23 protein-coding genes are annotated in these 25,116 nt (G+C 65.7%); 11 read left to right on the top strand and 12 right to left on the bottom strand.

Annotated features, from left to right (window positions below; translation table 11 throughout):
* Positions 1 to 195 precede the first annotated feature (195 nt).
* The 3 genes from pxpB to JQ566_RS15455 are packed head-to-tail and all read left to right on the top strand — an operon-like array spanning position 196 to position 2,761.
* Entirely contained in the window at positions 196 to 927 is a 732-nt protein-coding gene (gene pxpB, locus JQ566_RS15465) for a 5-oxoprolinase subunit PxpB (protein ID WP_212373231.1), read from the top strand.
* The gene (locus JQ566_RS15460) at positions 924 to 1,961 is read left to right on the top strand and encodes a 5-oxoprolinase subunit C family protein (RefSeq protein WP_212373229.1); all 1,038 of its coding nucleotides are present in this window, start codon (positions 924 to 926) and stop codon (positions 1,959 to 1,961) included. The genes pxpB and JQ566_RS15460 overlap by 4 nt, the downstream gene beginning before the upstream one ends.
* 32 nt (positions 1,962 to 1,993) lie before the next feature.
* Positions 1,994 to 2,761, top strand: coding sequence for a LamB/YcsF family protein (locus tag JQ566_RS15455; protein WP_212373227.1), 768 nt, complete (start codon positions 1,994 to 1,996; stop codon positions 2,759 to 2,761).
* Positions 2,762 to 2,912: 151 nt separating this feature from the next.
* Here the strand turns inward: JQ566_RS15455 and JQ566_RS15450 are convergent, their stop codons facing one another.
* From JQ566_RS15450 to JQ566_RS15430, 5 genes are all read right to left on the bottom strand, one after another.
* Positions 2,913 to 3,065 (bottom strand): hypothetical protein, encoded by a 153-nt coding sequence (locus tag JQ566_RS15450; RefSeq protein ID WP_212373225.1) that lies wholly within the window; start codon positions 3,063 to 3,065, stop codon positions 2,913 to 2,915.
* Positions 3,066 to 3,270: 205 nt separating this feature from the next.
* The gene (locus JQ566_RS15445) at positions 3,271 to 4,881 is read right to left on the bottom strand and encodes a sulfite reductase subunit alpha (RefSeq protein WP_212373223.1); all 1,611 of its coding nucleotides are present in this window, start codon (positions 4,879 to 4,881) and stop codon (positions 3,271 to 3,273) included.
* Entirely contained in the window at positions 4,878 to 6,659 is a 1,782-nt protein-coding gene (locus JQ566_RS15440; RefSeq protein WP_212373221.1) for a NirA family protein, read from the bottom strand. The genes JQ566_RS15445 and JQ566_RS15440 overlap by 4 nt, the downstream gene beginning before the upstream one ends.
* Positions 6,660 to 6,989: 330 nt before the next feature.
* The gene (locus tag JQ566_RS15435) at positions 6,990 to 8,153 is read right to left on the bottom strand and encodes a CmpA/NrtA family ABC transporter substrate-binding protein (RefSeq protein WP_212373219.1); all 1,164 of its coding nucleotides are present in this window, start codon (positions 8,151 to 8,153) and stop codon (positions 6,990 to 6,992) included.
* Positions 8,150 to 8,740 carry an ANTAR domain-containing response regulator gene (locus tag JQ566_RS15430; protein WP_008564898.1) on the bottom strand — a complete coding sequence of 197 codons (591 nt, stop codon included), beginning with the start codon at positions 8,738 to 8,740 and terminating at the stop codon, positions 8,150 to 8,152. The genes JQ566_RS15435 and JQ566_RS15430 overlap by 4 nt, the downstream gene beginning before the upstream one ends.
* A gap of 111 nt (positions 8,741 to 8,851) precedes the next feature.
* On the opposite strand from JQ566_RS15430, the gene rimO reads away from it, so the two are divergent.
* On the top strand, positions 8,852 to 10,177 hold the full coding sequence (rimO, locus tag JQ566_RS15425) for a 30S ribosomal protein S12 methylthiotransferase RimO (protein WP_212373217.1): 1,326 nt from the start codon (positions 8,852 to 8,854) through the stop codon (positions 10,175 to 10,177).
* Between the two features lie 114 nt (positions 10,178 to 10,291).
* Here the strand turns inward: rimO and JQ566_RS15420 are convergent, their stop codons facing one another.
* From JQ566_RS15420 to JQ566_RS15410, 3 genes are all read right to left on the bottom strand, one after another.
* Positions 10,292 to 10,711 (bottom strand): carboxymuconolactone decarboxylase family protein, encoded by a 420-nt coding sequence (locus JQ566_RS15420; protein WP_014495189.1) that lies wholly within the window; start codon positions 10,709 to 10,711, stop codon positions 10,292 to 10,294.
* Positions 10,644 to 11,075, bottom strand: coding sequence for a MerR family transcriptional regulator (locus JQ566_RS15415; RefSeq protein ID WP_212373215.1), 432 nt, complete (start codon positions 11,073 to 11,075; stop codon positions 10,644 to 10,646). The genes JQ566_RS15420 and JQ566_RS15415 overlap by 68 nt, the downstream gene beginning before the upstream one ends.
* Before the next feature lie 157 nt (positions 11,076 to 11,232).
* A complete protein-coding gene (locus JQ566_RS15410) occupies positions 11,233 to 12,180 on the bottom strand; it encodes a hypothetical protein (protein ID WP_212373213.1) in 948 nt (315 codons plus the stop codon).
* Positions 12,181 to 12,411: 231 nt separating this feature from the next.
* On the opposite strand from JQ566_RS15410, the gene JQ566_RS15405 reads away from it, so the two are divergent.
* Together JQ566_RS15405 and JQ566_RS15400 are read left to right on the top strand one after the other, a co-directional pair.
* Positions 12,412 to 13,053 carry a hypothetical protein gene (locus JQ566_RS15405; RefSeq protein WP_212373211.1) on the top strand — a complete coding sequence of 214 codons (642 nt, stop codon included), beginning with the start codon at positions 12,412 to 12,414 and terminating at the stop codon, positions 13,051 to 13,053.
* A 271-nt stretch (positions 13,054 to 13,324) separates the two neighbouring features.
* Positions 13,325 to 14,515 carry an acetylornithine transaminase gene (locus JQ566_RS15400; RefSeq protein ID WP_212373209.1) on the top strand — a complete coding sequence of 397 codons (1,191 nt, stop codon included), beginning with the start codon at positions 13,325 to 13,327 and terminating at the stop codon, positions 14,513 to 14,515.
* Positions 14,516 to 14,685: 170 nt separating this feature from the next.
* Here the strand turns inward: JQ566_RS15400 and JQ566_RS15395 are convergent, their stop codons facing one another.
* On the bottom strand, positions 14,686 to 15,660 hold the full coding sequence (locus JQ566_RS15395; RefSeq protein WP_212373207.1) for a quinone oxidoreductase family protein: 975 nt from the start codon (positions 15,658 to 15,660) through the stop codon (positions 14,686 to 14,688).
* Positions 15,661 to 15,762: 102 nt separating this feature from the next.
* A complete protein-coding gene (pcsA, locus tag JQ566_RS15390; protein ID WP_212373205.1) occupies positions 15,763 to 16,530 on the bottom strand; it encodes a phosphatidylcholine synthase in 768 nt (255 codons plus the stop codon).
* Between the two features lie 86 nt (positions 16,531 to 16,616).
* Between pcsA and JQ566_RS15385 the strand changes: the two genes are divergently transcribed.
* Positions 16,617 to 17,801 (top strand): UbiH/UbiF family hydroxylase, encoded by a 1,185-nt coding sequence (locus JQ566_RS15385; RefSeq protein ID WP_212373203.1) that lies wholly within the window; start codon positions 16,617 to 16,619, stop codon positions 17,799 to 17,801.
* Positions 17,802 to 17,823: 22 nt separating this feature from the next.
* Here the strand turns inward: JQ566_RS15385 and JQ566_RS15380 are convergent, their stop codons facing one another.
* Entirely contained in the window at positions 17,824 to 18,777 is a 954-nt protein-coding gene (locus JQ566_RS15380; RefSeq protein WP_212373201.1) for an AEC family transporter, read from the bottom strand.
* Between the two features lie 106 nt (positions 18,778 to 18,883).
* On the opposite strand from JQ566_RS15380, the gene hspQ reads away from it, so the two are divergent.
* Positions 18,884 to 19,216, top strand: coding sequence for a heat shock protein HspQ (gene hspQ / locus JQ566_RS15375; protein WP_212373199.1), 333 nt, complete (start codon positions 18,884 to 18,886; stop codon positions 19,214 to 19,216).
* 126 nt (positions 19,217 to 19,342) lie between these two features.
* Here the strand turns inward: hspQ and JQ566_RS15370 are convergent, their stop codons facing one another.
* Positions 19,343 to 20,167, bottom strand: a complete 825-nt coding sequence (locus JQ566_RS15370) for an invasion associated locus B family protein (RefSeq protein WP_212373197.1) — start codon at positions 20,165 to 20,167, stop codon at positions 19,343 to 19,345.
* A 260-nt stretch (positions 20,168 to 20,427) separates the two neighbouring features.
* On the opposite strand from JQ566_RS15370, the gene JQ566_RS15365 reads away from it, so the two are divergent.
* From JQ566_RS15365 to JQ566_RS15355, 3 genes are all read left to right on the top strand, one after another.
* On the top strand, positions 20,428 to 22,269 hold the full coding sequence (locus JQ566_RS15365) for an extracellular solute-binding protein (RefSeq protein ID WP_212373561.1): 1,842 nt from the start codon (positions 20,428 to 20,430) through the stop codon (positions 22,267 to 22,269).
* Between the two features lie 4 nt (positions 22,270 to 22,273).
* Complete coding sequence (locus JQ566_RS15360; RefSeq protein ID WP_212373195.1) at positions 22,274 to 23,776, top strand: AMP-binding protein; 1,503 nt, start codon at positions 22,274 to 22,276, stop codon at positions 23,774 to 23,776.
* An 85-nt stretch (positions 23,777 to 23,861) separates the two neighbouring features.
* Entirely contained in the window at positions 23,862 to 25,085 is a 1,224-nt protein-coding gene (locus JQ566_RS15355; RefSeq protein ID WP_212373193.1) for a GGDEF domain-containing protein, read from the top strand.
* The last annotated feature ends 31 nt before the right edge of the window (positions 25,086 to 25,116 follow it).

Below are 25,116 nucleotides of genomic sequence, written 5' to 3'. Positions count from 1 at the left end.
GGGCGCCTCGCGTCAAGGGCCTAGAGGCTGGCAATTACGCAGGGCCGCTGGGCTATTATGCGACGCGATAACAAGGCTTTATCGCGCGCCCTTGGATTAATTTATTGGACTTGCGAGCGCATTTACGCGAAGCAGGACGAAGCGGAACCCGAACGCCGGGGACCGCATTCTTCAGAAGCCCGATTTCGACAGCTCATGGCCGCGACGCTTCCCCCGCCCCGCCTTCTGCCCAGTGGCGACAGCGCCGTCACGGTCGAGTTCAGCCGCACCATCGATGACGAGGCCAACCAGCGCGTGCTGGCGCTCGACAAGGCGCTCGCAGCGAGCCCGATCGACGGCATCACCGAGACCGTGCCGACCTATCGCTCGCTGCTGGTGCATTATGATCCCGGCAAGATCGGTTTCGATGCGCTCGGCCAAACGATCCTCCCGATCGCCATCCGGCCGCTGCCGCCGGTCACCAAGGCGCGCCGCTGGCGCATTCCCGTCGCCTATGGCGGCGAGCATGGCATCGATCTCGAGGACGTCGCCAAGGCGCTTGGCACCACGCCCGATGACATCGTCGCCCGGCATGCTGGCGGCGACTACAAGGTCGCCATGATCGGCTTCACGCCGGGCTGGTCCTATCTCAGCGGCCTCGACAAGTCCCTGCACATGTCGCGGCGGCAGTCGCCGCGGCTGCTGACGCCCGCCGGGACGATCTCGATCGGCGGCATCCAGGCCGGCATCCAATGCCTGGCCGCCCCGAGCGGCTGGCACCTTTTGGGCCGCACGCCTGTCAGAACCTATCAACTCCATCGCAATCCGACCTTCCTCACCGAACCCGGTGACCGCGTGACGTTCTTCGCCATCGACCACAAGATGTTCGAGGAGATGGACCGCGCTGCGGAAGCCGGCGAGATCGTCGCCGAGCAGGTGGTCGCATGAGCCGGCTCATCGTTGCCAGCATCGGCCCTGCAAGCTCGGTCCAGGATGGCGGCCGCCACGGCGCGCAGCGCTACGGCTTGACGGTCAGCGGAGCGATGGACCGGCTGTCGCTTGCGGCGGCGAACACGCTCGTCGGCAACGAGCCTTTCGCGGCAGCCGTCGAGATCGGCCCGTTCGGCGCCTCCTTCACCGCTCGCGACGGCGCCGTGCGCGTGGCGATATCGGGCGCGCCGCGCAACGCGGACGTCGCCGGAAACCCGGTCGCGATGGACACATCGGTGACGCTGAAGGACGGCGAGACGCTGACGCTCGGCTTTGCTCGCGGCGGCGCCTTCACCTATCTCGCAATCCAAGGCGCCATCAAGGGCGAACCGGTGTTCGGCAGTCTCGCGGTGAACGCCCGCGCCGGCCTCGGCAGCCCCTACCCGCGCCCACTCCAGGCCGGTGACGAGTTCAACGTCGATGCTGCCAGCGGTGCGAGCGAGCTGCGCATCGAGCTGCCGAAGCCTGTGAGCGGCCCGATCCGTGTGCTGCTGGGGCCGCAGGACGACGAGTTCGACGAGGCCAACAAGGCGCTGTTCCTGAACAGCGAATGGAAGATCTCGGCAACCTCCGACCGCATGGGCTACCGGCTCGAGGGCCCCGCGATCAAGCATCTGCATGGCCACAACATCGTCTCCGACGGCACGGTGAACGGCAGCATCCAGGTGCCCGGCAACGGCGCGCCGATCGCACTGATGATGGACCGCGGCACCTCCGGCGGCTATCCGAAGATCGCCACCGTGATCACGGCCGATATCGGCCGCCTCGCCCAGACCTCGGCGGGAACCGCGTTCCGGTTCAAGGCTGTCAGCATGGCCGAGGCGCAGGACGAGGCGCGCAAGTTTGCGCAAGCGATCCGCAGCCTGCCCGATCGTCTGCGCTCCGCCGACACCGTCGCCCTCAACATCGAGGCGCTCAGCGATGCTAATGTGGCAGGCTATGCGGTCAGCGCGGTCGATGCCGGGACCTGGCAGGTCACGGCGGAGCCGTAAGCGACAACAAGACCAGAGGCGGAGAGCACCCCATGAAGACAGTCGATCTTAATTGCGACCTCGGCGAAGGTTTTGGCGCGTGGGAGATGGGCAACGATGCCGCCATGATCGAGCTGGCGAGCTCGGTCAACGTCGCCTGCGGCTTCCACGCCGGCGACCCCGACATCATGCGCCGGACGGTGGAGCTGGCGAAAGCGCGCGGCGTCTCGGTCGGCGCGCATCCCGGATACCGCGACCTGCACGGCTTCGGCCGCCATCCGATCGCGGGGCTGAAGGCCTCCGAGATCGAGAACCTCGTCGCCTACCAGATCGGCGCCTTGCAGGCGATCGCGACTGCGGCCGGCCACAAGGTCACCCATGTGAAGGCGCACGGCGCGCTCTCCAACGTCGCCTGCGAAGACGACATGACGGCGAAGGCGATCGCCGCCGGCATCAAGGCGGTCGATCCCAACCTGATCTTCGTCGTGCTCGCCAATTCGAAACTGGTGAAGGCCGGCGAAGCGGCCAACCTGCCGATGGTGCACGAGGTGTTCGCCGACCGCGCCTATGAGGACGACGGCAACCTCGTCTCGCGCAAGAAGCCCGGCGCGGTGCTGCACGATGCGAAAATGATCGCCGATCGCGTGGTGCGCATGGTGCAGGACGGCGCGGTGGTGTCGGTGACCGGCAAGGTCATCAAGATGCGCACGGATACGGTGTGCATCCATGGCGACACACACGGCGCCGTCGAGATCGCGCAGACCTTGCGTCAAGCGTTGAAGGCTGCAGGGATCGAGGTCGCGCCGTTCAAGCGCGGGTGAGGCAGACTCGGTGCGTAGGGTGGGCAAAGCGACTTGTCCGCCGTAGCTCGAAGAGCGAAGGCGGAAGCGTGCCCACCAAATCGATTTTGGATGTTGAGAGATGGTGGGCACGGCGCGCGAAGAGCTCGCCTTTGCCCACCCTACGAGAGCTTCAAAATGGATGCACCGACAGCGTGCCGAACACGATGGCGGCAATGACGGCAAAGGCGCTGTACATCGCAACGTGGTGCAGGCTCGCCCCGCTCCGACGCGAGAGCGAACGCGCGTAGAAATGCAGCCTGGCTTCCGCCGATAATTCGCGCATGGTCGATCTCCAACGCCCCATTTGTGGGAGTATGAACGATCAACCTGGGCGGGAGGCAAGACGGTGGCGCAAATAGCGATGCGCCTTCTCTGAGGACGCCGCATCGCAGATGCAAATTCTCTCCAGGTGCGGGTTCCGAGAATCTTATTCGTTCAAATCCGAGCCAGTTGGAACCGGCCCGGATGACGGTGGAGTGACAGCAGGCTTAGTACACGTCAGCCTGGAAGCGGCCGGTCTTCTTGAGCTCGGCGACGAAGCTGACCGCCTCATCCGTCGAACGCGCGCCGAACTGGGCGACGATATCGACCAGCGCGCGCTCGACGTCCTTGGCCATGCGCTTGGCATCGCCGCAGATGTAGAGATGCGCGCCTTCGGCGAGCCAGGTCCACAATTCGCGGCCGACCTCGCGCATGCGATCCTGCACGTAAAACTTCTTCTCGCCGTCGCGCGACCAGGCCAGCGACAAGCGCGTCAAGAGCCCCGAGGTCTTCATCGCGTTGAGCTCGTCCTGGTAGAAGAAATCGCAATCGCTGCGCTGATGGCCGAAGAACAGCCAGTTCTTGCCGGGCGCGCCGGTGGCCTTGCGGTCGAGCAGGAAGGCGCGGAACGGCGCGATGCCGGTGCCGGGTCCGACCATGATGATCGGGGTCTTCGGATCCTGCGGCAGGGCGAAACCATGCGCCTTCTGCACATAGACCTTGAGCTTTTCGCCCTCGTTGATGCGCTCGCCGAGGAAGGTCGAGGCGACGCCGACGCGCTTGCGCTTGCCGATGACGTAGCGCACGGAATCGACCGTCAGCGACAGCTTTCCCGGCGTCGCATTGTGCGAGGACGAGATCGAGTAAAGCCGCGGCTGCAGCGGCTCCAGCGCCTCGACAAAGGCCTCGGGATGCGGCCGCGTGCCGGAAAACTTCTGCAGCGCCGCCATCACGTCGAGGGTCGCGGCATCGCCATCGGGATCCTCGCCCTGCGCCAGCGCTCGCGCCTTCTCGCGGGCCGCGCCGCCAGTGATGAAGGAGATCAACTCGAACAGCGTGTCGGGCGCCGGTGACAGCGAGACGTCGTCGATCAGCACCTCGCGCAGAGTCTTGCCGTTGACCCTCGTCGTGTGGGAGGCGCCGAGCAGCGCGATGATCTGGTCGACGAGGCCGACATCGTTGCGCGCGAACACGCCGAAGCTGTCACCAACCACGTAGTCGAGCTTGCTCGCGGAGAGATCGAACTCGATGTGATAGGTCTCCTTCTCCGACTTGCCCTTGTTGAGAAGGCGGCGCGACAGGAAGGTCGCTTCAGTCGGATTGTCGCGCGAGCGGCCGGGCTCTGCGATGGTCACGGTCACGGCCGGCGCCGGAGCGTCCGGCTTGTCCGCCGCTTTGGCCGCCGGGGCCTTGTCGAGCTCCTCGTACAGCGACTTCAGCATCCGCGCGGTTTCCTTGCCGCCGGGAACGCAGAGGTTGAGCCGCGCTTCGCTGCGGCCCGCGATCGCCTCCGAATAATCGTGGCAATTGTAGCCGCACTGGCCGCAATCCTGCTGCGCCATCGCCGCCATCATCTTGCGACGCAGGGGACGGCCCTCGGCGAGCTTCATCCGCTCGGCGATCGGCATGGTCTGGTCGTGCCACGGCGCTTCGCCATCGTCGCCGTCGCCGGCTGCGCCTTGCAGGACGGCGGCGCCCTGCTCCGCCGACAGCGGCGCGGCGACGTCAGGCGACAGCAGCCCGGCGAAGAAGCCGTTCAGCCAGGAGCGCTGCGCATCGGAGAACGGCGCGCTGGCGGGAATGATATCGAGCCTGGGCGGAGGGGTGATCTGGTTCATGCGGACACCTGTGCATCGGCCAGCTTGCGCAGCGTTTCGCCGTCATGGCGGCGCGCAAAAGACAGGAAGGTTTCGTCGGGAGACGAACGATGGGCGATATAGGCCTTGAGCAGTCGTTCGACCGTCTTCGGCGCGTCCTCGGCCTTGAGGTCGTGATAGACCTCCTGCCCGACATCGGCGTCGGGACCGAACCCGCCGCCGGTGAAGAGGTGATAACCCTCGACCGTGTCTTCCTCGCCGGCCGGCACACGCGCGCCGATCAGGCCGATATCGCTGATGTAGTGCTGGGCGCAGGAATGGTGACAGCCGGTGACGTGGATGTTCACCGGCTTGTCCATGGCGACGCGCGGCTCGCACCAGTCGCCGATCTCGGCGGCATGGCGCTTGGTATTGGCGGCGGCGAAGCGGCAGCCGGCATTGCCGGTGCAGGCGATCAGGCCGGCGCGGATGTGCGAGGCTTCCACGGCGAGCCCGATCTGCTTGATCGCCGCGACCGTAAGCTCGACATTCTCGTCGCGCACGCCCGAGATCAAGAGGTTCTGCCAGACGGTCAGGCGGATCTCGCCGTCACCGAGGTCCTGCGCAACCTTGGCGAGGCCGCGCATCTGATCGCAGGTGAGCTTACCGAGCGTCAGCGACACTCCGATCCAGTTGAGGCCGTCCTGCTTCTGCTTGTGCACGCCGATATGGGCCATACGGTCCGCGGCGGGCCGCAGCGCGAACGCCTCTTCCGGCACGCGCGTGAACGGCGTCTTCAGCCGCTCTTCAACCAGCTTGAGGAAGCCGTCATGGCCCATGGCGTCGAGCACATATTTCAGCCGCGCCTTGTTGCGGTTGGTGCGGTCGCCATGGTCGATGAACACGCGCACGATGGCGTCGGCAACGGCGGTCGCCTGCTCCGGCTTGACGATGATGCCGGAATATTTTGCAAAGTCCTTGTGGCCGGTGATGCCACCGAGGCCGAGCCGGAACCAGACGCCGGGCTCGACGCCGAAACCGTCCTTCACCTCATAGGCGGTGAAAGCGATGTCGTTGGTCTCTTCCAGCACCGCGATCCTGCCGGCGCCGTCGAAGGCGACGTTGAACTTGCGCGGCAGGCCGTAGAGCGAGCGGTCGTTGAGGATGTGGTAGTGCCATTCGCGCGCATAGGGCCGCGTGTCGATGATTTCCTGGGGATCGATGCCCGCGGTCGGCGTTCCCGTCACGTTGCGGATGTTGTCGGCGCCGGAGCCGCGCGAGCACAGGCCGAGCTCCTGGATGCCTTCGATCAGCTTCACCGCGTTCTTCGGCGGAATCTCGCGAAGCTGGAGATTGGCGCGCGTCGTGACGTGGCTGTAGGGGCCGCAGAGTTCGTCGGCGAGATCGGCAAGGCCTGACAGCTGCCAATGCTTCATGATGCCGTTCGGAATGCGCAGGCGGCTCATGTAGGAGTCCTGCGTCGGCGCGACATAGAAGATGCCGTAATAGCGCCAGCGGAAATTGTCCGCCGGGCTCGGCGGGGTGTTGTCGAGCGCCTGCTGGCAGAGGCGCGGATAGGCATCGAAGGGATGCTCGTCGCGCTTGAACTTCTCCTGGTCGGCGAGCTTCTTGCCCGACGCGATCACCTTGTCCTGCGCCTTGATGTGCACGGCGTCGGGACCGGTCGGCTCGGCATTCGCCTTGCCGGCGCCCGCGCCAAGGCCGCGGCCGACCCGGCTGATCTGCAGGCCGGTCGTGAAGCCTTCGAGATAGCGCTTCTGCTCGTCGGTAAAGTCGATTGAGAGCGTATCGATTTTCATGGTCGGTAACGAAGCTCCTGCGGCCACCAGAGTGGCTTCGACGGATTGGCGACCCGCAAGGAACTCGGCTGGCTCAGGGGCCGGCTTCGTTACTCACGGTCCGATCAGCTTCGTTGCTGCGGGACTTGGCTCAGCAGGCACCTATGACAAGCTGGCCGCAGCGCAACATTCAAGTTGCGTGCCAGCTGGGTCGAAAGAGAAACCGACATTGTTTCAGGCTATTAGGAGAACATCCGGGAGATATCAGCCCGAAAACCCTCCCGAAATTCGAGCAGCCGGCCCAAACATTAGTCAACGAACTTATATGCACAACAATTAAGCAGTCGCGAATCAAGCTTTCCAGCGCCCGACCGCGAAGGCCTCGAGATGTCCCCGGATGTTGTCGGGATCGAAGACGGGGCCGGCGAAGGCGCCGAACGCCGCGGGAGCTTCGGTGGGCGCCCTGTTGCCCAAGGCCGCGTCGTAGAGGTCGGGCCTGAACACCGCCATCGCCGTCCTGACACCGTCAGGGGTCAGCGCCGTCTGCCCCCAGCGCACCATCTGAGCATAGAGCCAGGCCGCCTGGACCGGGTCCGGGCGCCCCGCCCCTTCGCGCCCAACGAGGAGATAGCGGCCGCTTTCGCGGAACGTGCCGTCGGGCGAGATCTTGAGGCGTCCGGTGAGGGTGCGCTGGATGACCTCGGCATCGACGCCGATCCGCTCCGGCTGGGCCAGGATCTGCGCCGCTTCCGTGCGGTTCTCGGGATGCTCGATGAACTCGGCGGCTTTCACGGCCGCGCGCACCAGTGCTGCGACCACGTCCGGATTCTTGTCGGCCCAGGCCTGGCGGACCGCCAGCACCTTCTCCGCCGCATGGGCCAGGATGTCGGACACGAAATGCAGGATGTGACCGATGCCGAGATCGACCGCGACCGAGTTCCAGGGCGCGCCGACGCAGAACGCATCGACATGGCCATTCTTGAGGCTGTCGACCATATAGGGCGGCGGCAGCACCACGAGGCGCACGTCCTCGTCGGGATCAACGCCCGCCGCCGCCATCCAGAACCGCAATTGATAGTTGTGGGTGGAGAACGGGAAGGTCATGCCGAAGGTCAGCGGCTCGGCGCCGGCCTTGCGCCTGGTGGCAACGACCTTCGCCAGCGCCTTCGCCGTCGCCATCGGGTCAAAGCGGTCGCCGTCGATCTCCTCCATCAGCGCCACATGGAGCGCCGGCGACACCGTGATGGCATTGCCGTTGATGCCGAGATTGAAGGGCGCGGCGATCGGCACCTTGACGTGACCGAGCCCGAGCGAGGACGCGATCGCCACGGGCGCCAGCAGATGCGCAGCGTCGAACAGGCCGATATTGAGCTTGTCGCGCACGTTGGACCAGGAGACCTCGCGCACCAGCTCGACCTCGAGCCCTTCGGCGGCGGCAAATCCCTTGTCGACCGCGACGATCAGGGCGGCGGCATCGACCAGCGGAATGAACCCGATGCGGAGGGTGGCGGTCATTTCAGCATCTCCGACGCGGTGATGATCGACTGCGCGATCTCGCCGATTTTCTTCTTCTCGCGCATCGCGGTGGAGCGCAGCAGCACATAGGCCTCGTCTTCGGTCAGGCCCTTCACCTTCATCAAAATGCCCTTGGCGCGTTCGATGATCTTGCGGTCCTCGAGTTGCGACTTGGTCCGCTCCAGCTCCTCCTGGAGCTTGGCGAAGGCGTTGAAGCGGGACACGCAGAGGTCGAGGATCGGCTTGATGCGCTCCTTCTTCAGCCCGTCGACGATATAGGCGGACACCCCCGCCTCGACCGAGGCCTGGATCGAGGCTGAATCGCTCTGGTCGACGAACATGGCAATCGGCCGCTTCACGGCGCGGCTGACCTGGAACATCGCTTCCAGCACGTCGCGGCTGGGGTTCTCCAGGTCGATCAGGATGATGTCGGGGTCGACCGCATAAATACGGGCGAGCAGGCTCTGCATCTCGCGGATATGGACGACCTGGGTGAATCCGGCCTCCCGCAACCCCTCCTCCAGGATCGCGGCCCGGATCGGGCTTTCGTCGACGATCACGATTTTGGGCGACTGTTCGGCGCTCATAGCTCACTCACCACCAGTGATTCATCCATAGCACGCCGGAACGCCCTGCAAAGGGTTGTAATTATGGGCAATTGGGACTAGCTCAGGCCCCGTCAATCAGGCAGTTCAGATATGGATCAGACGGCTGCGCCCAAGGTCAGCTTCGTGTCGCTCGGGTGTCCCAAGGCATTGGTGGATTCCGAGCGCATCATCACGCGCCTGCGCGCGGAGGGCTATGAGCTCGCCCGCAAGCATGACGGGGCCGACATCGTCATCGTCAACACCTGCGGTTTCCTCGACAGCGCCAAGCAAGAATCGCTCTCAGCGATCGGCGAGGCCATGGCCGAGAACGGCAAGGTGATCGTAACGGGCTGCATGGGCGCGGAACCCGAGCAGATCGAGCAGGCCTATCCGGGCGTGCTCTCCATCACCGGCCCGCAGCAATATGAGAGCGTGCTGGATGCCGTGCACCGCGCGCTGCCGCCGGCCCACAATCCGCATCTCGACCTGGTGCCGCCGCAGGGCATCAAGCTGACGCCCCGCCACTACGCCTATTTGAAGATCTCCGAGGGCTGCAACAACCGCTGCACCTTCTGCATCATCCCGAAGCTGCGCGGCGATCTCGTCTCGCGCCCCGCCAACGACGTGCTGCGCGAGGCCGAGCGCCTGGTCGGCGCCGGCGTCAAGGAACTGCTGGTGATCTCGCAGGACACCTCGGCTTACGGCGTCGATCTGAAATATGCGGAGAGCCCGTGGAAGGACCGCCAGGTCCGCGCCAAGTTCCTCGACCTCGCGCGCGAGCTCGGCGAGCTCGGGGCCTGGGTCCGCTTGCAATATGTCTACCCCTACCCGCATGTCGACGAAGTCATCGCGCTGATGACGCAAGGCACGGTGCTGCCCTATCTCGACATCCCGTTCCAGCACGCGAGCCCGGAGGTGCTGAAGGCGATGAAGCGTCCGGCGGCGCAGGACAAGACGCTGGCGCGGATCAAGCGCTGGCGCGAGGAATGCCCCGACCTCGCCTTGCGCTCGACCTTCATCGTCGGCTTCCCCGGCGAGACCGATGCCGACTTCGCCTATCTGCTCGACTGGCTGGACGAAGCCGAGATCGACCGCGTCGGCTGCTTCAAATACGAGCCGGTCGCCGGCGCCACCTCGAACGCGATCGAGAACCCGGTGCCCGAAGCGGTCAAGCAGGAGCGCTACAACGCGCTGATGGCCCGCCAGCAGAAGATCTCGGCACGCCGGCTGAAGCGCAAGGTCGGCACACGCCAGCAGATCATCATCGACGAGGTCGGCCCGACCGTCGCCAAGGGCCGCTCCAAGGCCGATGCGCCGGAGATCGACGGCGCGGTGTATCTCACGAGCCGCCGCCCCTTGCGTGTCGGCGAGATCGTCACGGCGAAAATCGAGCGCGCAGACCAATACGATCTGCACGGCAGCGTCGCGGGGTTCTAGAGGCGCCGCGGCAGGCCGGCCATTTCGGTACCTAGCGCTGCGGTTGGGTGCGCGGAAGAGATCGGCACGCACTGACCAATGCTGCCGAGCAGAAGAGAGTTTGAAGCGAGTTGGTCATGTGGCTTCTCCCGACGCCTGCCGTCCGTCATGCGCGGAAAACACCTCCTTGGCTGCGAACAGCCCGTTCACCGCCGCCGGGAAGCCCGCATAGACGGCCATCTGCATGATGATCTCCACGATCTCGTCGCGGGACAGCCCGACGTTCAGACCCGCCTCGATATGCACTTTGAGCTGAGGCGCGGCATTTCCGAGCGCCGTCAGTGCGGCGATCGTCGCGATCTCTCGATCGCGCAGGCCGAGGTCCGGGCGGCTGTAAATGTCGCCGAAGGGAAACTCGATCACGTATCGTGCGAAATCCGGAGCGATGTCGGCGAGTGAGGCGACGACCTTTTCGCCGGCTCTGCCGTCAATGCGTGACAGGGCCCGCTGGCCGCGATCGAAGCGGCTTTCGGCTTGTGTTTGGGCGTGCGTCATTTTCCTTCGTCCTCTGTTCGCCGCTGGCATAGCCGGCGATCTTGGTATCAAGGACGAGCAGGCATTCCTGGAGTTCGGCAATCTGCATGCGGACCTGTTGCCGGTGGATTTCCAGCATCTGCCGCCGGGCGGGCCCGGTGGCTTCGCCTTCATCACGAAGCGCCGCGTAACGCAACATGTCCCGGATCGGCATTCCCGTGGTCTTGAGCCGACCGAGGAATTCGATCCATGTCAGGATCGATGCGTCAAAGTCACGCTGGCCGGAACGATCCCGGTCTGCGTATGGCAGCAGCCCGATGCGCTCATAGTAACGCAACGTGTGAGTCGACAAGCCGGTTCGTTTTGCGAGGTCGCCGATCTTCATGTGTGCCCGTTCTCGTACTGACGCACGTACAGATACCCCTTCGAGCGCACTCTAAGTCAAGGGGGATCGAAGGTGCCGTTCCCGCGAGGTCAAGATGGCACGACAGCAGAAGATTTCGGCGCGCCGGCTGGGCGGCAGCATCGCGGGATTCCGAGCTTCAGGATGCCGCCAGCCATCTCGGCACCCAGCGCGCCGGCCTTGATGCGCGGGCGAGATCGGCCTTCGCCTCGGACAGCAGCGCCGGCTCGCCTCCAATGGTCGGGCGCAAATCGTACTCGAAGCTCGGCATGATGCGGCCGTCGGCATAGAGTCCGAAATTCATCACGTACCACAGGCCAAGCTCGGGCTGCGCGCAGCGCATCTCCTCGCGCAGGTCGCGCAGCAGGGATTCGATCGAGTCCGCTTCCTCGAACGGCTGCGGTCCGCGCGTCAACACACGCGCCTGGTATTGGCTGCCGACGATCGCGATCTCGAAACGCGTCTTGTCCCAGGAATTCTTGCCCTTGGGCAGATGAGCGGCAAGCCGCCAGCCGAGCTCGGCCATCAGACGATGGCTGGCCCAATAGTCCTCGCGGTCCCGGCTCCATTTTTCCATGAAGCCGCGGAAATCAGGCAGGTCCGATCCGCCGTCCTCCGGTGCAGCCACCTCGCCGGCCGGCCGTTTGGCGAGCCATTGCGCGAGCTCGACGGTCTGGCACTCGACCTCCTCGTTCGGCTTGAGATCGCTCCAGGCCTTGTCGAAGGCTTGCGACGTCAGCTTGGCAAGCAGCCCGTCGAGGCTCGGTGCGAGCAGCTCATAGTCGCCCTCCGATCCCAGCCCGACGATCGGCGGATTGTCGCGGTCGAGACCGGCGCCATACCAGCCGCCGACGGCCGAGCCGTCCGGCAATCGCATGAACAATGAAAACCTGTCGCGCAGCGGACTGCCGTCGACGATCGGCGCGGAATCGGAGAACTGGCCTTGCAAGGCGAAGCGGCCGACGCTGCCCCAGGGGCGCCCCTTGAGCCAGGCGGCAAAATCGACCAGCAGCGGCGGCGCGTCGATGCCCGGCGGAAATGCGCCGCGAATACTGTCGAGATCGATTGGGTAAGGCGTGTCGGACAAGGCTGAAAACTGTCTGATTGGTCCCGTCTTCCTTGGTCTGAACCGCCGTGGGTCCGGTTCGAACCAATTCGCGTGCTTCGATCACAAACGCGCCAGCGACGCAATGGTTTCCACGGGGCCCCCACGCGAGACTACCTGCGCACTGCAATGTGACACTATAGTGCATTCACGCAGGGGTCACGGACTCGGCCTAACTCTGCCCGCGCTTTTCAACGCGAGCGAGGAACGAGGATGAGCCGCCTCTCGGACATGCTGCGCACGCAGCGCTTCGACGATTACCGCTTCTACCACCAAAGCACCGTCAACCAGACGCTACACCTGATCAGCGCCGTCATCTTCCTCGGCTGCTACGCCCTGCTGTTCAAGGACCCCGCCATCGCCGGCATCGTCGGCTGGCTCGCGATGCTGACGCGGCAGACCGGGCATTTCTTCTTCGAGCCGAACGGCTATGACGCCGTCAACGACGTCAGCAACGACTACAAGGAAGCGATCAAGGTCGGCTACAACCAGACCCGCAAGATCGTGTTGCTGCTGGTCTGGGGCAGTGCGCCGCTCGCGCTGTTCGCCTTTCCGACGCTGTTCGGACTGTTCGATGCGCCGGCCACTCGCCTCGACTTCATCCGGCATGTCGGCACGCTCTGGCTCGCGATCGGCATCGGCGGCGGACTTGCGCGCATGCTGCAGCTCTTCGCCACCCGCGACGTCACGACCGGCCTGGTCTGGGTGTTCAAGGTGCTGACCGATCCCTTCCACAACATCGCGCTGTACTGGAATTCGCCGCTCAAGCTGATGCGCGGCGAGCTGATCGACACCGCGATTGCGGACGCGGATTGGGGCGATGAAGAGGCCGAGGAAGCCGCGCACCCGACCTGACCCGATGCACGCTCGGCGAGCATCCTGCAAAATGCCTGCTTGACAAGTCCTGCTATTCGGCTGTACGGACGCGCCCCATGATCAACGCCCGGACCAACCAGCGCACCGAAATGCTCCGCCGTCGCTCCCGCGACGACGAGAGGGTGCGCCATGTCCGAGGACGCCGCTGAACCACTGAATTCAGCTGAAGTTTTCGAGAAGGCCGCACCCGCAAGGTGCGGCCTTTCTGCTTTTTGCGCCCTTTTTCCACCCGCCTCCAGAGGAGTACGACATGACTACGCATCCGTATGACGCGTTGATGGACATCACCGCACGGCCCAAGGCCGTGTTCGTCCGCGGCGCCGGCTCCTACCTCTGGGACGACGGCCGCAAGCGCTATCTCGATTTCGTGCAAGGCTGGGCCGTGAACTGCCTCGGTCACTCCCCGCCCGCGATCGCCGATGCGCTCGCCGCGCAGGCAAAGCGGCTGCTCACGCCGAGCCCGGCCTTCTACAACGAGCCGAGCCTGAAGCTTGCGCAGGCGCTGGTCGAGAACAGCGCCTTCGACCAAGTGTTCTTTGCCAATTCCGGCGCGGAAGCCAATGAAGGCGCGATCAAGCTCGCGCGGAAATATGGCAACCTGCACAAGGGCGGCGCGTTCGAGATCATCAGCTTCGAAGGCGGCTTCCACGGCCGGACGCTGGCGACGATGTCGGCTTCGGGCAAGAAGGCATTCGAGCCGCTGTTCGAGCCGAAGGTATCAGGCTTCAAGAAGGCGAAGCTGAACGACATCGCCTCGGTCGAGAAGCTGATCAGCGACAACACCGTCGCTGTGATGCTCGAGCCGATCCAGGGGGAATCGGGCGTGTGGCCGGCGAGCGACCAGTTCCTGCAAGAGCTGCGCGCGCTCACCGAGGCGCACGGCCTGCTGCTCATTTTTGACGAGATCCAGACCGGCATGGGCCGGACCGGAAAACTCTTCCACTACGAGCACGCCGGCATCGCACCCGACATCATGACGCTCGGCAAGGGCATCGGCGGCGGCGTGCCGCTCGCGGCGCTGCTCGCGACCGAACGCGCTTCCTGTTTCGAGCACGGCGACCAGGGCGGCACGTTCAACGGCAACCCGATCATGTGCGCGGCGGGCCTTGCGGTGCTTGAGGAAGTCAAGAAGCCCGACTTCCTGAAGGCGGTCACCGAGACCGGCCTCTTGCTCGAAAGCGAGCTGCAGAAGGTCTCGGCCCGGCATGGCCTCGGCGGCGTGCGGGGACGCGGGCTGTTGCTCGCGCTCGATCTCAAGCTGCCGATCGCACCAGGCATCGTCGCGCAGGCGTTCGAAGCCGGCGTGCTGCTGAACGCCCCGCAGCTCGACAGCTTGCGCTTCATGCCGGCACTGAACGTCACGAAGGGCGAGATCGCCGAGATGATCGATTGTCTCGACGTGATTTTGACCAAGGCCGGCGCGGCAAGGCGGGTGGCGTAAGACCTGTCTCGTGCCCCGGACGCAGCGCAGCGCTCTCAAGGCGATGCGAAGCATCGTCCGGGAGCGGTGCGCTGCAGAGCCGGGGCCCATCTCTCCGCAGCGTGCGGCATCTGGGTCCCGGCTCTGCGCCGCAACGCTTTGCGCGTTGCAGCTTGTCCGGGACACGGAAACTACGGCTTCAAGATCGACGCGCCCGTGGTCTTGCGGCTCTCGAGATCGATGTGCGCCTTGGCGGCGTCCTTCAGCGCGTAGGCGTGGTTGATCGGCACGTGCAGCTTGCCGTTGATGACGGCGGCGAACAGCGTGTCGGCGCCTTCCAGCAGCTCCTTGCGCGTGCCGATATAGTCGTTGAGCTTCGGCCGCGTCGCGAACAGCGAGCCGTGATTGTTGAGCTCGGCGATCGAGAACGGCGGCACGGGGCCCGAGGCATTGCCGAACGAGACGAACATGCCGCGCGGCTTCAGGCAGGACAGCGAGCCCGGGAAGGTCGCCTTGCCGACGCCGTCATAGACGACGTCGCAGCCTTCGTTGCGGCTGATCTGCTTGACGCGCGCAACGAAATCCTCCTCGTTGTAGAGGATGACGTGATCGCAGCCGTTGGCCTCGGCAAGCTCGGCCTTCTCGCGCGAGCCGACCGTGCCGATGACATGCGCGCCGAGCGCCCTCGCCCATTGGCAAGCCAGGAGGCCGATGCCGCCGGCGGCGGCATGGACCAGCACGCGATGATGCGGCTCGACCTTGAAGGTCTTGTGCAGCAGGTACCAGACCGTCAGCCCCTTCAGCATCAGCACGGCGCCCTGCTCGTAGGTGATGTGGTCGGGCAGCTTGACCAGCTTCTCCCAGGGGATGTTGCGCTCGTCGGTATAGCCGCCGAGATTGTGGTAATAGGCAACGCGGTCGCCGGGATGAAAATTCGTGACGCCAGGCCCGACCGCGACAACCTCGCCCGAGGCCTCGTTGCCCGCGATGAAGGGCAGCCCCGGCGCCTTGTAGAGGCCGGTGCGATAATAGACGTCGATGAAGTTGAGGCCCACCGCGTGCTGGCGGATGCGCACCTCGCCCGGCCCAGGCGCCGGCACCTCGACGCTCTCATAGACCAGGGCTTCGGGGCCTCCGACCTTGTGCACACGGATGGCTTTGGTCATCGCCTGACCTCCTCTTCTCCCAGGCTTGAGCGAAAGACATCGCGCCCGCCTTGTCAACTCGACGCTCGCCGCAGCCGCTGAGCGGGCTGGTCAGCAGGTGCATCACGCCAAGGATCTCGCCAGGCGGATCAAGGCATCGCTGAAGCTGATCCAGAGCGCGATGGCGCAGAGCACGACGGTGACGCCGGTGCCGACGCGAAAATCCATCTCCAGCGTGTAGAGACCGAGCACCGCCCAGATCGCGATCAGCGACATCGTCAGCCAGCGCAGCCGCACGACGCGGACCGGATGCAGCACGTGGAACGGCACGAAGGTCAGCACGACGAGCGCGGCCACCAGCAGCGTCGACCACAGCGGCGGCCAGTGCAGCAGGAACAGGTAGAACGCCGCTGCATTCCACAGCGCCGGGAAGCCGCGGAAATGGTTGTCGTCGGCCTTCATGCGCAGATCGGCGAAATATAACGCGCTGGTGACGATGATCGCGATGCCGAGCAAGGGAGCCGCGACCGGCAGCAGCATGCCGCTGGCCACGATCGCATAGGCCGGCACGAAGACATAGGTGACGAAGTCGACCACGAGATCGAGCACGTCACCCGACCAGTTCGGCTGCACGTTCTTGACGTCGAGCCGGCGCGCGATCGGCCCGTCGATCGCGTCGATGATCAGGGCGATTCCCAGCCATTGAAACATCGCCGCCCAGTGCTCGCGCACGGCCTCCAGCAGCGCCAAGAGCGCGATCGCCGCGCCGAACGCGGTGAAGATGTGCACCGAGAAGGCCGCGGCGCGGATCGCCGGTCTCGGCTTGAGGGAATCCTGCTGCGTATCCATGGCTTCTGCTATCAGAATGCGACCGGTTTGCACATCCGCCATTGCGGCGCACGATCGCACAATTCGCCATAAAATCAGGCGAAATCAGCGGGCTTGAATTTGCCGCCGGGCATGTCATTTGTCGTTCCATGACAGACGCATCGACACTCCATGACGCGGCCGTGATCGGCGGCGGACCGGCGGGCCTCGCGGCGGCCATCGCACTGGCGCAAGCGGGTGCACGGACCGCACTGGTGGCGCGTCGCGTGCCCTACGCCGACAACCGCACCACCGCGCTGCTCGGTGCCTCCATCGACCTGCTGGAGATGCTCGACGTCTGGCCGCGCTGCAAGGACAAGGCGGCAGCGCTGGAGGTCATGCGCCTGGTCGACGACACCGGCCGGCTGTTCCGCGCGCCGGAGGTCCGCTTCTCCTGTCACGAAATCGGCCTCGATGCGTTCGGCTACAACATCGACAACCGCTCGCTGATGCTGGCGCTGGAAGCGCGCGCGGCTGAGCTGCCCAACCTCGTCCGCTTCGACGACGAGGCCGAAAGCATCGTCATCGAAGCCGACGACATCGCGGTGCGCACGGCCTCCGGACAGTTTCTCTCGGCCCGCCTGGTGGTCGGTGCCGACGGCCGGCACTCGCTGTGCCGCGAGGCCGCCGGCATCGCCGTGACGCGTCGCGAGCTGAACCAGACCGCGCTGACCTTCAACGTCGGCCATGCCCGGCCGCATCGCAATGTCTCGACCGAGTTCCACACGCCGCATGGTCCCTGCGTGTTCGTGCCCCTGCCCGGCGACCGCTGCAGCATCGTCTGGGTCTCGGCGCCTGCGGAAGCCGAACGGCTCCGCAGCTTGAGCGATGAGGAGCTGTCCGCCGCGATCGAGAAGCAGTCACATTCGATCCTGGGACGCATGACGGTCGAGCCTGGCCGCAACCTGTTCCCGCTCGCGATCGAACGTCCAAATTCCTTCGGCCGCGATCGCATCGCGCTGGTCGGCGAGGCCGCCCATGTGGTTCCGCCAATCGGCGCGCAGGGCCTCAATCTCGGCCTGCGCGATGCCGCCGACATTGCAAGGCTCGCAAGCGAAGCCATCGCCGCGGGGCAGGATCCCGGTGCGGACGAAGTGCTCAAGCGCTACGACCGCACCCGGCGGCCGGACATTCTGAGCCGCACCTTTGCGATCGACATCGCTAACCGCTCCCTGCTCAACGACTTCCTGCCACTCCAGCCGGTCCGCGCCGTCGGCATGCACCTGCTCGGCGCCATCGGCCCGCTCCGGCGCTTTGCCATGCGCGAGGGCCTGACGCCGACATGGCGGCGGTAGGTTTGGCGGCGGCCAAGCCCGCTTAAGGAAACGCCAGCCGCCCGCTCTGGATCGCCCACATCACGCTGGTCAGCGTGACCACCGACGCGAAGGTGCCAAGCAGCACCGCGACGGAGGCGGATTCGATCCAGGCATCGTTCTGCCGGGCGATCACGAACACGTTCAGCGCGGGCGGCAGCGAAGCCATCAGCACGGCGGTGGCGGCCCAGGGCTGCGCGAACGGGCCGAACGCCAGCATCAGGGCGAAGGCCGTGAGCGGATGGATCAGCAGCTTGATCGCGACCACGCCGGGCACCTCCCACGGCACCCGATCGAACGGGCGGAGCGCCACGGTCACGCCGAGCACGAACAACGCGGTCGGCGCGGCCGCGTTCTGCAGGAAGGTGATGGTGCGGTCGAGCGCGACCGGCAGCTCGATATGGAGCGCTGCTACCGCCGCGCCGAAGCAGGCGGACATGATCAGCGGATTGAGCACGATCTGCTTCAGCACGACGCCGAAGGCGTGGACCAGCGAGGGATGGTCGCGGTCGGAAAGCTCGATCAAGAGCGGCACGATCGTGAACAGGAAGATGCTGTCGCAGCAGAAGATCAGCGCCGTCGGCGCCGCCGCCTTCGACCCCAGCACCGCGAGCGCCAGGCCCGGCCCCATATAGCCGATATTGCCGTAGCCGCCGGAGAGACCTGCGAGCGTCGCTTCGCGCAGCGTCAGCCGTCCCAGCAGCTTGCCGAGCACCAGTGCCAGCGTGAACGCCGCAACCGTCGACAGCGTCGTCGCCACCAGGAACGGCGGGTTGTTCAATTCCGAAAACGGCGTCTTCGACATGATCGCGAACAGCAGCGCCGGCAGCGACACGTAGAGCAGGAAGAAGTTCATCCAGGCGAGGCCCGATTCCGGGATGGACTTGACCTTGCCGCAGGCGAAACCAACGAAGATCAAGCCGAAATAAGGCAGCGCCAGATTGAGGATATCGACCATTGATGAAGTGTTTTCTGAAGGCTTGGGGGCTATCCGCCCCGGAAACGAAGGTTAATTCCAGATGAGGGCACTAGCATCGGCCACAATCCTGGTCTATCGACGGGGGATGATTAAAGCGCGGACCGCGAAATTCCAGATCGGACAGGTCGTTCGCCACCGGATCTTCTCGTTCCGGGGGGTGATCTTCGACATCGATCCGGAATTCAACAACACCGAGGAGTGGTGGCTGTCGATCCCCGAGGAGGTGCGGCCCAACAAGGACCAGCCGTTCTATCACCTGCTCGCGGAGAACGCGGAGTCCGAATACGTCGCCTATGTCTCGGAGCAGAACCTGATGCCGGATGATTCCGGCGAGCCGGTCCGACATTCCCAGGTCGCCGAGATCTTCATCAAGGACAAGGCCGGCGGCTATCGCCCGCGCAATCCCTCGCTGAACTAGAACGCGACGAACAGCTCGGTGTTCAGCTCTCCGTTCGGGAGAAGTGAACAGAGTCGCTGCATCGGAAGCACAAATAAAAAAGGCGCTCGAGCGAGCGCCTTTTTCATGTCCGGGATTTGGTCCCAATTATTTCTGACCAGCCGGAGATGCGCCGGGAGCCGCGCCCTGCTGCTCGAGCTTCTTGCGCTGCTCCTCGGCCTTCTTCTGAAGCTCTTCCTGGAGCTTCTTCTGGGTTTCCTCGAACACCTTCGGATCGGTCGGCGGACCGTCATAGGCCTTCTGGAATTCGCCGGCGAGCGGCAGCGGCAGGGTCAGCGGCGCGCCGTTGGCGTTGATCGCCTGGACAACGAGATTCTGGCCCTTCTTCATGCTGTTGATGAACTCGGGCGTCGCCTCGTAGTCGGACATGCAGCCGTTCTGGAAGCAGATCACATAGGGTTGCTGCAGCGGCGCATTGTTGTCCACGATGATGCGGGTGCCGTGAACCAGCTGCATGCCGAGCGGCAGCGTCACGCGCAGGATCTTCTTGGGCTCGCCTTCGGGCTCGATGATCACGGCCGCGATGACCGGCTGGCCCGACTCGATGCGGCCGTCCTTGCCGGTGAAGCAGACCTGCTTGGCGTTGGCATCCTGGCCCTTCAGGCAGAACTTGGTCCAGGGGGCGTAGATCAGCTGGATCTGCTGGTCAGCGGGCTGGGCCGCGCCCTGCTGCGCCGGAGCGCCCTGGGCGGGAGCCTGCTGGGCCTGCGGCGACGCTGCGGGCGCCGGAGCCTTGGGGGCAGCTTTCGGGGTGGCCTTCGGGGCCGGGGCGGCCTTGGGCGCGGGCGCGCCAGGAGCCGGTGCAGGAGCTTGAGCCTCGGCGGCAAACGGAACGGCCAACGCCGTCGCCGTCAACAGGGCGAGAAGTCGCCCGCGCGGCCGGACGGACGCGGCCAAGTAACGGAAATTCATTGCGGAAAACCCTTTCTGAACGGGAAGTGCCCGAACCGCTCCGAAGCGCCGAACCTGGCCGCCTTGGGCGCGGCTCTCTCCCCGTCAATTGAGGCGGATAAGTGACGGGCTCGACGCTCTTGCGCGATTGGGTGCCTTCTTAGCGTGGCCGACGAAAAGATCAATGCCGACAAGCGTCTTTGACCACATCCCCAGCTGCGCCCAGTGAAATTCCCTGTGATAGGATTCAGGCCCGCCGGTCCTCGAATCACCGTGTGCCGATGTTCATGTTCCTGCGCCTTCTCGAGGGCCCCGGTGTCCGCCTCTGCGCCCTCGCCCTTGCTGTGGCTACCGGACTTTCGGCAGGCGCCCGGGCCGAGGAGGCCCATGCCATTGCCATGCACGGCAAGCCGGCCATGGCTGCCGATTTCACCCACATGCCCTACGCCAACCCGGATGCCCCCAAGGGCGGCCGCCTGACCTGGGGCATTCTCGGCACCTTCGACAGCCTCAATCCCTTCATCGTGAAGGGATTGGCGGTGCAGCCGGTCCGCAGCTACGTGGTCGAGAGCCTGCTGGCCCGCGGCCAGGACGAGCCGTTCACGCTCTATGGCCTGCTCGCCAGGTCCGTCGAAACCAATGACGAGCGAAGCTTCGTCACCTTCCGTCTCGATCCCCGCGCCCGCTTCTCCGACGGCAAGCAGGTAGCGGCCGACGACGTGCTGTTCTCCTGGCAGCTGCTGCGCGACCACGGCCGTCCCAATCACCGGCAATATTACGCCAAGGTCGCAAAGGCCGAGGCGCCCGATCCCCTCACCGTCCGCTTCGACCTGACCGGGGCCAACGACCGGGAGCTGCCGCTGATCCTCGGCCTGATGCCGATCCTGCCGAAGCACGCGATCGACGTTGCGACCTTCGAGGAGACGACGCTGACGAGCCCGGTCGGCTCGGGCCCCTACCGCGTCACGGCGGTGAAGCCTGGCGCCAGCGTGACGCTCACGCGCAATCCCGATTACTGGGGCCGCGACCTCGCCATCAATCGCGGGCTCTACAATTTCGACGAGATCCGGCTCGATTATTTTCGCGAGGCCAACGGCCAGTTCGAAGCCTTCAAGCGCGGCCTCTACGATTTCCGCGTCGAGCACGAGCCCTTGCGCTGGCACGACGGCTACGATTTTCCGGCCGCCAGAAGCGGCGAGGTGATCCGCGACACCGTCAAGCCCGGCGTGCCGCAGCCGTCCGAATTCCTGGTGTTCAACACGCGCCGTCCGGTCTTCGCCGACGTCCGGGTGCGGCAGGCCCTGACGCTGCTGTTCGATTTCGAGCTGGTCAACCGCAACTATTTCTTCGGGCTCTATTCGCGCGTCGCCGGCTATTTCGCCGGCTCCGAGCTGTCGGCCTATGGCAGGCCTGCGGATGCGCGCGAGCGCGAGCTATTGAAACCATTCGCCGCGCAGATCCCGCCCGACATCCTGGAGGGCAGCTACCGCCTGCCGCTAACCGACGGATCAGGCCGCGACCGCACGACGCTGCGCGCCGCGCTGAAGCTGTTGTCGGAGGCCGGCTACGATCTCGACGGCACGGTGCTGCGCAACCGCACGACCAAGGCGCCCTTCACCTTCGAGATCATGGTCACGACCCGCGACCAGGAGCGCATCGCGCTTGCGTTCCAGCGCGACCTCAAACGCGCCGGCATCGAGCCGACCGTGCGCTCGGTCGATCCCGTGCAGTTCGACCAGCGCCGGCTCGCTTACGAGTTCGACATGATCCAGAACCGCTGGGACCAGTCGCTGTCGCCCGGCAACGAGCAATATTTCTATTGGGGCAGCGCGGCCGCGGACAATCCGGGCACCCGCAACTACATGGGCGCCAGGGATCCCGCGGTCGATGCCATGATCGCCGCCCTGCTGGAGGCCCGTGAACACACGGATTTCGTGTCGGCGGTGCGCGCGCTCGATCGCGCCCTGATCGCAGGCTTCTACACAATCCCGCTGTTTAACGTATCCGAGCAATGGATCGCGCGCTGGAATCGGATAGAACGGCCCAAGGCCACCTCGCTCTCAGGCTATTTGCCGGAGACCTGGTGGTCGAAGGGGCCGCCGCAAGCTCATCAAGCAAAGTGACGCCGTGAACCAGCCAGCCGTATCGCCGACGCTCGACACACTGTTTCAGCGCACGCTGATCCGGCAGCCGCACGCAACCGCTCTGCTCGATCCCCTCAACAAGGCGCGCATCACCGGGCACCAGCCGCGGCGGATGACCTATGCCGAGGCTGACACGGCCATCGAGGCACTGTCGGCCCATTTCGTCGAATCGGGCCTGCCGGCCAATTCCGTCATTGCGATCCAGTTGCCCAACACGGTCGAGTTCGTGCTGACCGTGCTCGCCGCCCATCGTGCCGGCCTCGTCGTCGCCGTGCTGCCGCTGCTGTGGCGGCATGCGGAGCTGACCGCGGCGCTCAACCGCACCGCGGCGCGCGCCATCGTCACCATGAGCACGGTCGACGGCGTCGGCTATGCCGACCTCGCGATGCACGCCGCCGCCGAAGCCTTCTCGATCCGTCATGTCTACGGCTTCGGAGGCGACCTGCCCGAGGGCATGGCCTCGCTCGACGACGTCCTGGCCCGTCCGCCCGGCACCACGCGCGCCGTGATCCAGGACGGCCGAAAGGCGGCGATGATCTCCTTCGACGTCACCGCCGAAGGCTTTCGGCCGGTGCCGCGGCCTCACTTCAGCCTGATCGCCGGTGGCCTCGCGATGTCGCTCGAAGCCGACATCAAGCAGGGCGCAACCGTGATGGCGGCATTCACGCCGATGTCGTTTGCGGGCCTCGCCTCCTCGCTGGCGGTGTGGCTGCTCTCGGGCGGCACGCTGGCGCTGCATCACCCGTTCGAGAACGACGTGCTGGAGCAGCAGATCAACGCGCACGAATGCGAGGTGCTGATCGCGCCGGCGCAGCTTGCCTTGCGCCTCGGCGATTCCGATCTCGCGGCGCGTATGCCCAGCTTACGCAACGTCATCGGCCTGTGGCGCGCGCCGGAGCAGGTCGCGGCGAGCGATGCCTGGATCGCGCCGCATGCGCCGCTGACCGACGTCTATCTGTTCGGCGAGGCCGGACTGTTCGGCGCCCGCCGCGGCGAGGACGGCATGCCGGTGCCGGTGATGCCGGGACCGCATGGCGCGCCGCGCGAGCAGGCCGGCTCCTCGATTGCCGGCGAGATCCTGCTGACGCCGAAGGGCACGCTCGGCCTGCGCGGGGCGATGGTGCCGATCGCAGCCTATGCCCCGCCGCAGCCGGTCGGGGAGACGCTGACGGCGCAGCCGCCGCGCGACTATGTCGACACCGGCTATGCGGCACGGCTCGACCGCCCAAGCGGCGCGATCTGCATCACCGCGCCGCCCTCCGGCATCATGGCCGTCGGCGGCTACCGCTTTCTCTCCAACGATCTCCAGGAATGGGCGCGCCGGCTCGGCCAGGGCGCCCTGCTCACGGCGCTGCCCGACCGCCTCTCGGGTCACCGGCTGGCAGGACGGGCCCAGGACAATGCCCGCGCCCGCGAGGCGCTCAGCGAGCTCGGGCTTAACCCCCTGATGGTCGAGGCTTTTCGCGACCGCTCCGGGGCGGCCTAGGCACAGTTTCAACGCTTGCGTTGACGCAGCATTAAGGCGGCCAAACTAGATTGCGCGGCATCTGTTGCGTGATTTGAGTCTTTTGATGTCCCAGGCGGGCCCGATCCTGTTTGTGTCCGATTCCCACCGCCCCGCCTTCGTGGCGGCGCTGGACGAGGCCCGGCTCTTTCCCGTGGTCGACACCGATTGGGCCAGCGCGGCGCGCGCGGTCGAAGCGGTGCAGCCGGCCGCGGTTCTCGCTGCGATGCACGCCGGAGACGAGCCGCATGTGGCGGCGCTCGCAAAGAAGATTGCCGATCAATCGCCCTACCTTCCCTTCGTGACCCTGGATGCGGCGGGCATGCTGCCGCACAACGCCCTGCCCTTCTCCTCGCGCGGCGGCAATCCCGACCGCCTGATCGCGCGGCTGCGTGCCGCGCTACGCATTCGCACGCTGCATGCAACGGTGCTGCGCCGGCTGCCTGAAGCGAAGGTCGCGCTGCCGGAGGGCGATCCCGCACGCGACGCCACCGTGCTGCTGATCGGTCGCGGCGCGGCCTACCCCGCGCTCTCCGTCGCGCTCGGTGAACGGGTCGGCGTGGTCGGCGCGCTCTCGATCGAGGCCGCCGCCAAGCACCTCAACACCCGCGACCTCGACGGCGTCGTGCTCGCCGAAGGTTTTACCGCGCGCGTGACCGATGCCTTCCTCACGGTGCTCACGGAGGACACCCGATTCCGCAACCTGCCTGTGATCGTCACCGCGCATCAGCTCACGCAGGCCTACGACCTGCCCAATCTCGAGCTGATCCAGGGCGAGCCGGCCAAGGTCGCCGCCAATGCACTTCCCTTGATCCGCCAGCACGCGATGGAAGCGCAGCTGAGCCGCACGCTGCGCTCGATCGATGCCGGGGGCTGGCTCGATCCGCGCAGCGGCCTGCTCACGACGGAAGCCTTTGCCCGGGATTTTGCCAAGGCGGTCGAGCAGACGCTGGCCCGCGGCGGCGGCCTGTCGGTGGCGCGCTTCGCCTTCGATCCCAACAATCCCCGCGCCCAGCTCGACGCCGCACGCATCCTCAGCCGCCTGATGCGGCAGATGGATTTTGGTGCGGCGCAGAAGGACGGCTCCGTCATCGTGGTGTTCGCGGAGACCGACTTCCGCACAGCGCACATGATCGCGCGCCGCCTGTCCGCGGTGATGCGGCACACGTCCAACGGCAAGCACGAGATGCGCAGCGATCCCGTGGTCAGCGTGGACTCGCTGTCGCCGTCGGATACGGCAAGGTCATTGCTGGCGCGGCTGTCGGCGGATGCGTCGCGGGCGGCATCCTAGTCGTCCCGCCAACTTTCCCCCTTGGGGGATC

Source organism: Bradyrhizobium sp. SZCCT0231, from assembly GCF_018130245.1.
Taxonomy (GTDB): Bacteria; Pseudomonadota; Alphaproteobacteria; order Rhizobiales; family Xanthobacteraceae; genus Bradyrhizobium; species Bradyrhizobium japonicum_F.
Note: the sequence above shows the minus strand (reverse complement) of the source record. Positions and strands in the feature narration are given on the sequence as shown.

Coding starts and splice junctions, on each gene's coding strand:
- pxpB (WP_212373231.1), top strand. CDS start 196: ATGGCCGCGACGCTTCCCCCGCCCCGCCTTCTGCCCAGTGGCGACAGC.
- JQ566_RS15460 (WP_212373229.1), top strand. CDS start 924: ATGAGCCGGCTCATCGTTGCCAGCATCGGCCCTGCAAGCTCGGTCCAG.
- JQ566_RS15455 (WP_212373227.1), top strand. CDS start 1,994: ATGAAGACAGTCGATCTTAATTGCGACCTCGGCGAAGGTTTTGGCGCG.
- JQ566_RS15450 (WP_212373225.1), bottom strand. CDS start 3,065: ATGCGCGAATTATCGGCGGAAGCCAGGCTGCATTTCTACGCGCGTTCG.
- JQ566_RS15445 (WP_212373223.1), bottom strand. CDS start 4,881: ATGAACCAGATCACCCCTCCGCCCAGGCTCGATATCATTCCCGCCAGC.
- JQ566_RS15440 (WP_212373221.1), bottom strand. CDS start 6,659: ATGAAAATCGATACGCTCTCAATCGACTTTACCGACGAGCAGAAGCGC.
- JQ566_RS15435 (WP_212373219.1), bottom strand. CDS start 8,153: ATGACCGCCACCCTCCGCATCGGGTTCATTCCGCTGGTCGATGCCGCC.
- JQ566_RS15430 (WP_008564898.1), bottom strand. CDS start 8,740: ATGAGCGCCGAACAGTCGCCCAAAATCGTGATCGTCGACGAAAGCCCG.
- rimO (WP_212373217.1), top strand. CDS start 8,852: ATGGATCAGACGGCTGCGCCCAAGGTCAGCTTCGTGTCGCTCGGGTGT.
- JQ566_RS15420 (WP_014495189.1), bottom strand. CDS start 10,711: ATGACGCACGCCCAAACACAAGCCGAAAGCCGCTTCGATCGCGGCCAG.
- JQ566_RS15415 (WP_212373215.1), bottom strand. CDS start 11,075: ATGAAGATCGGCGACCTCGCAAAACGAACCGGCTTGTCGACTCACACG.
- JQ566_RS15405 (WP_212373211.1), top strand. CDS start 12,412: ATGAGCCGCCTCTCGGACATGCTGCGCACGCAGCGCTTCGACGATTAC.
- JQ566_RS15400 (WP_212373209.1), top strand. CDS start 13,325: ATGACTACGCATCCGTATGACGCGTTGATGGACATCACCGCACGGCCC.
- JQ566_RS15395 (WP_212373207.1), bottom strand. CDS start 15,660: ATGACCAAAGCCATCCGTGTGCACAAGGTCGGAGGCCCCGAAGCCCTG.
- pcsA (WP_212373205.1), bottom strand. CDS start 16,530: ATGGCGGATGTGCAAACCGGTCGCATTCTGATAGCAGAAGCCATGGAT.
- JQ566_RS15385 (WP_212373203.1), top strand. CDS start 16,617: ATGACAGACGCATCGACACTCCATGACGCGGCCGTGATCGGCGGCGGA.
- JQ566_RS15380 (WP_212373201.1), bottom strand. CDS start 18,777: ATGGTCGATATCCTCAATCTGGCGCTGCCTTATTTCGGCTTGATCTTC.
- hspQ (WP_212373199.1), top strand. CDS start 18,884: ATGATTAAAGCGCGGACCGCGAAATTCCAGATCGGACAGGTCGTTCGC.
- JQ566_RS15370 (WP_212373197.1), bottom strand. CDS start 20,167: ATGAATTTCCGTTACTTGGCCGCGTCCGTCCGGCCGCGCGGGCGACTT.
- JQ566_RS15365 (WP_212373561.1), top strand. CDS start 20,428: ATGTTCATGTTCCTGCGCCTTCTCGAGGGCCCCGGTGTCCGCCTCTGC.
- JQ566_RS15355 (WP_212373193.1), top strand. CDS start 23,862: ATGTCCCAGGCGGGCCCGATCCTGTTTGTGTCCGATTCCCACCGCCCC.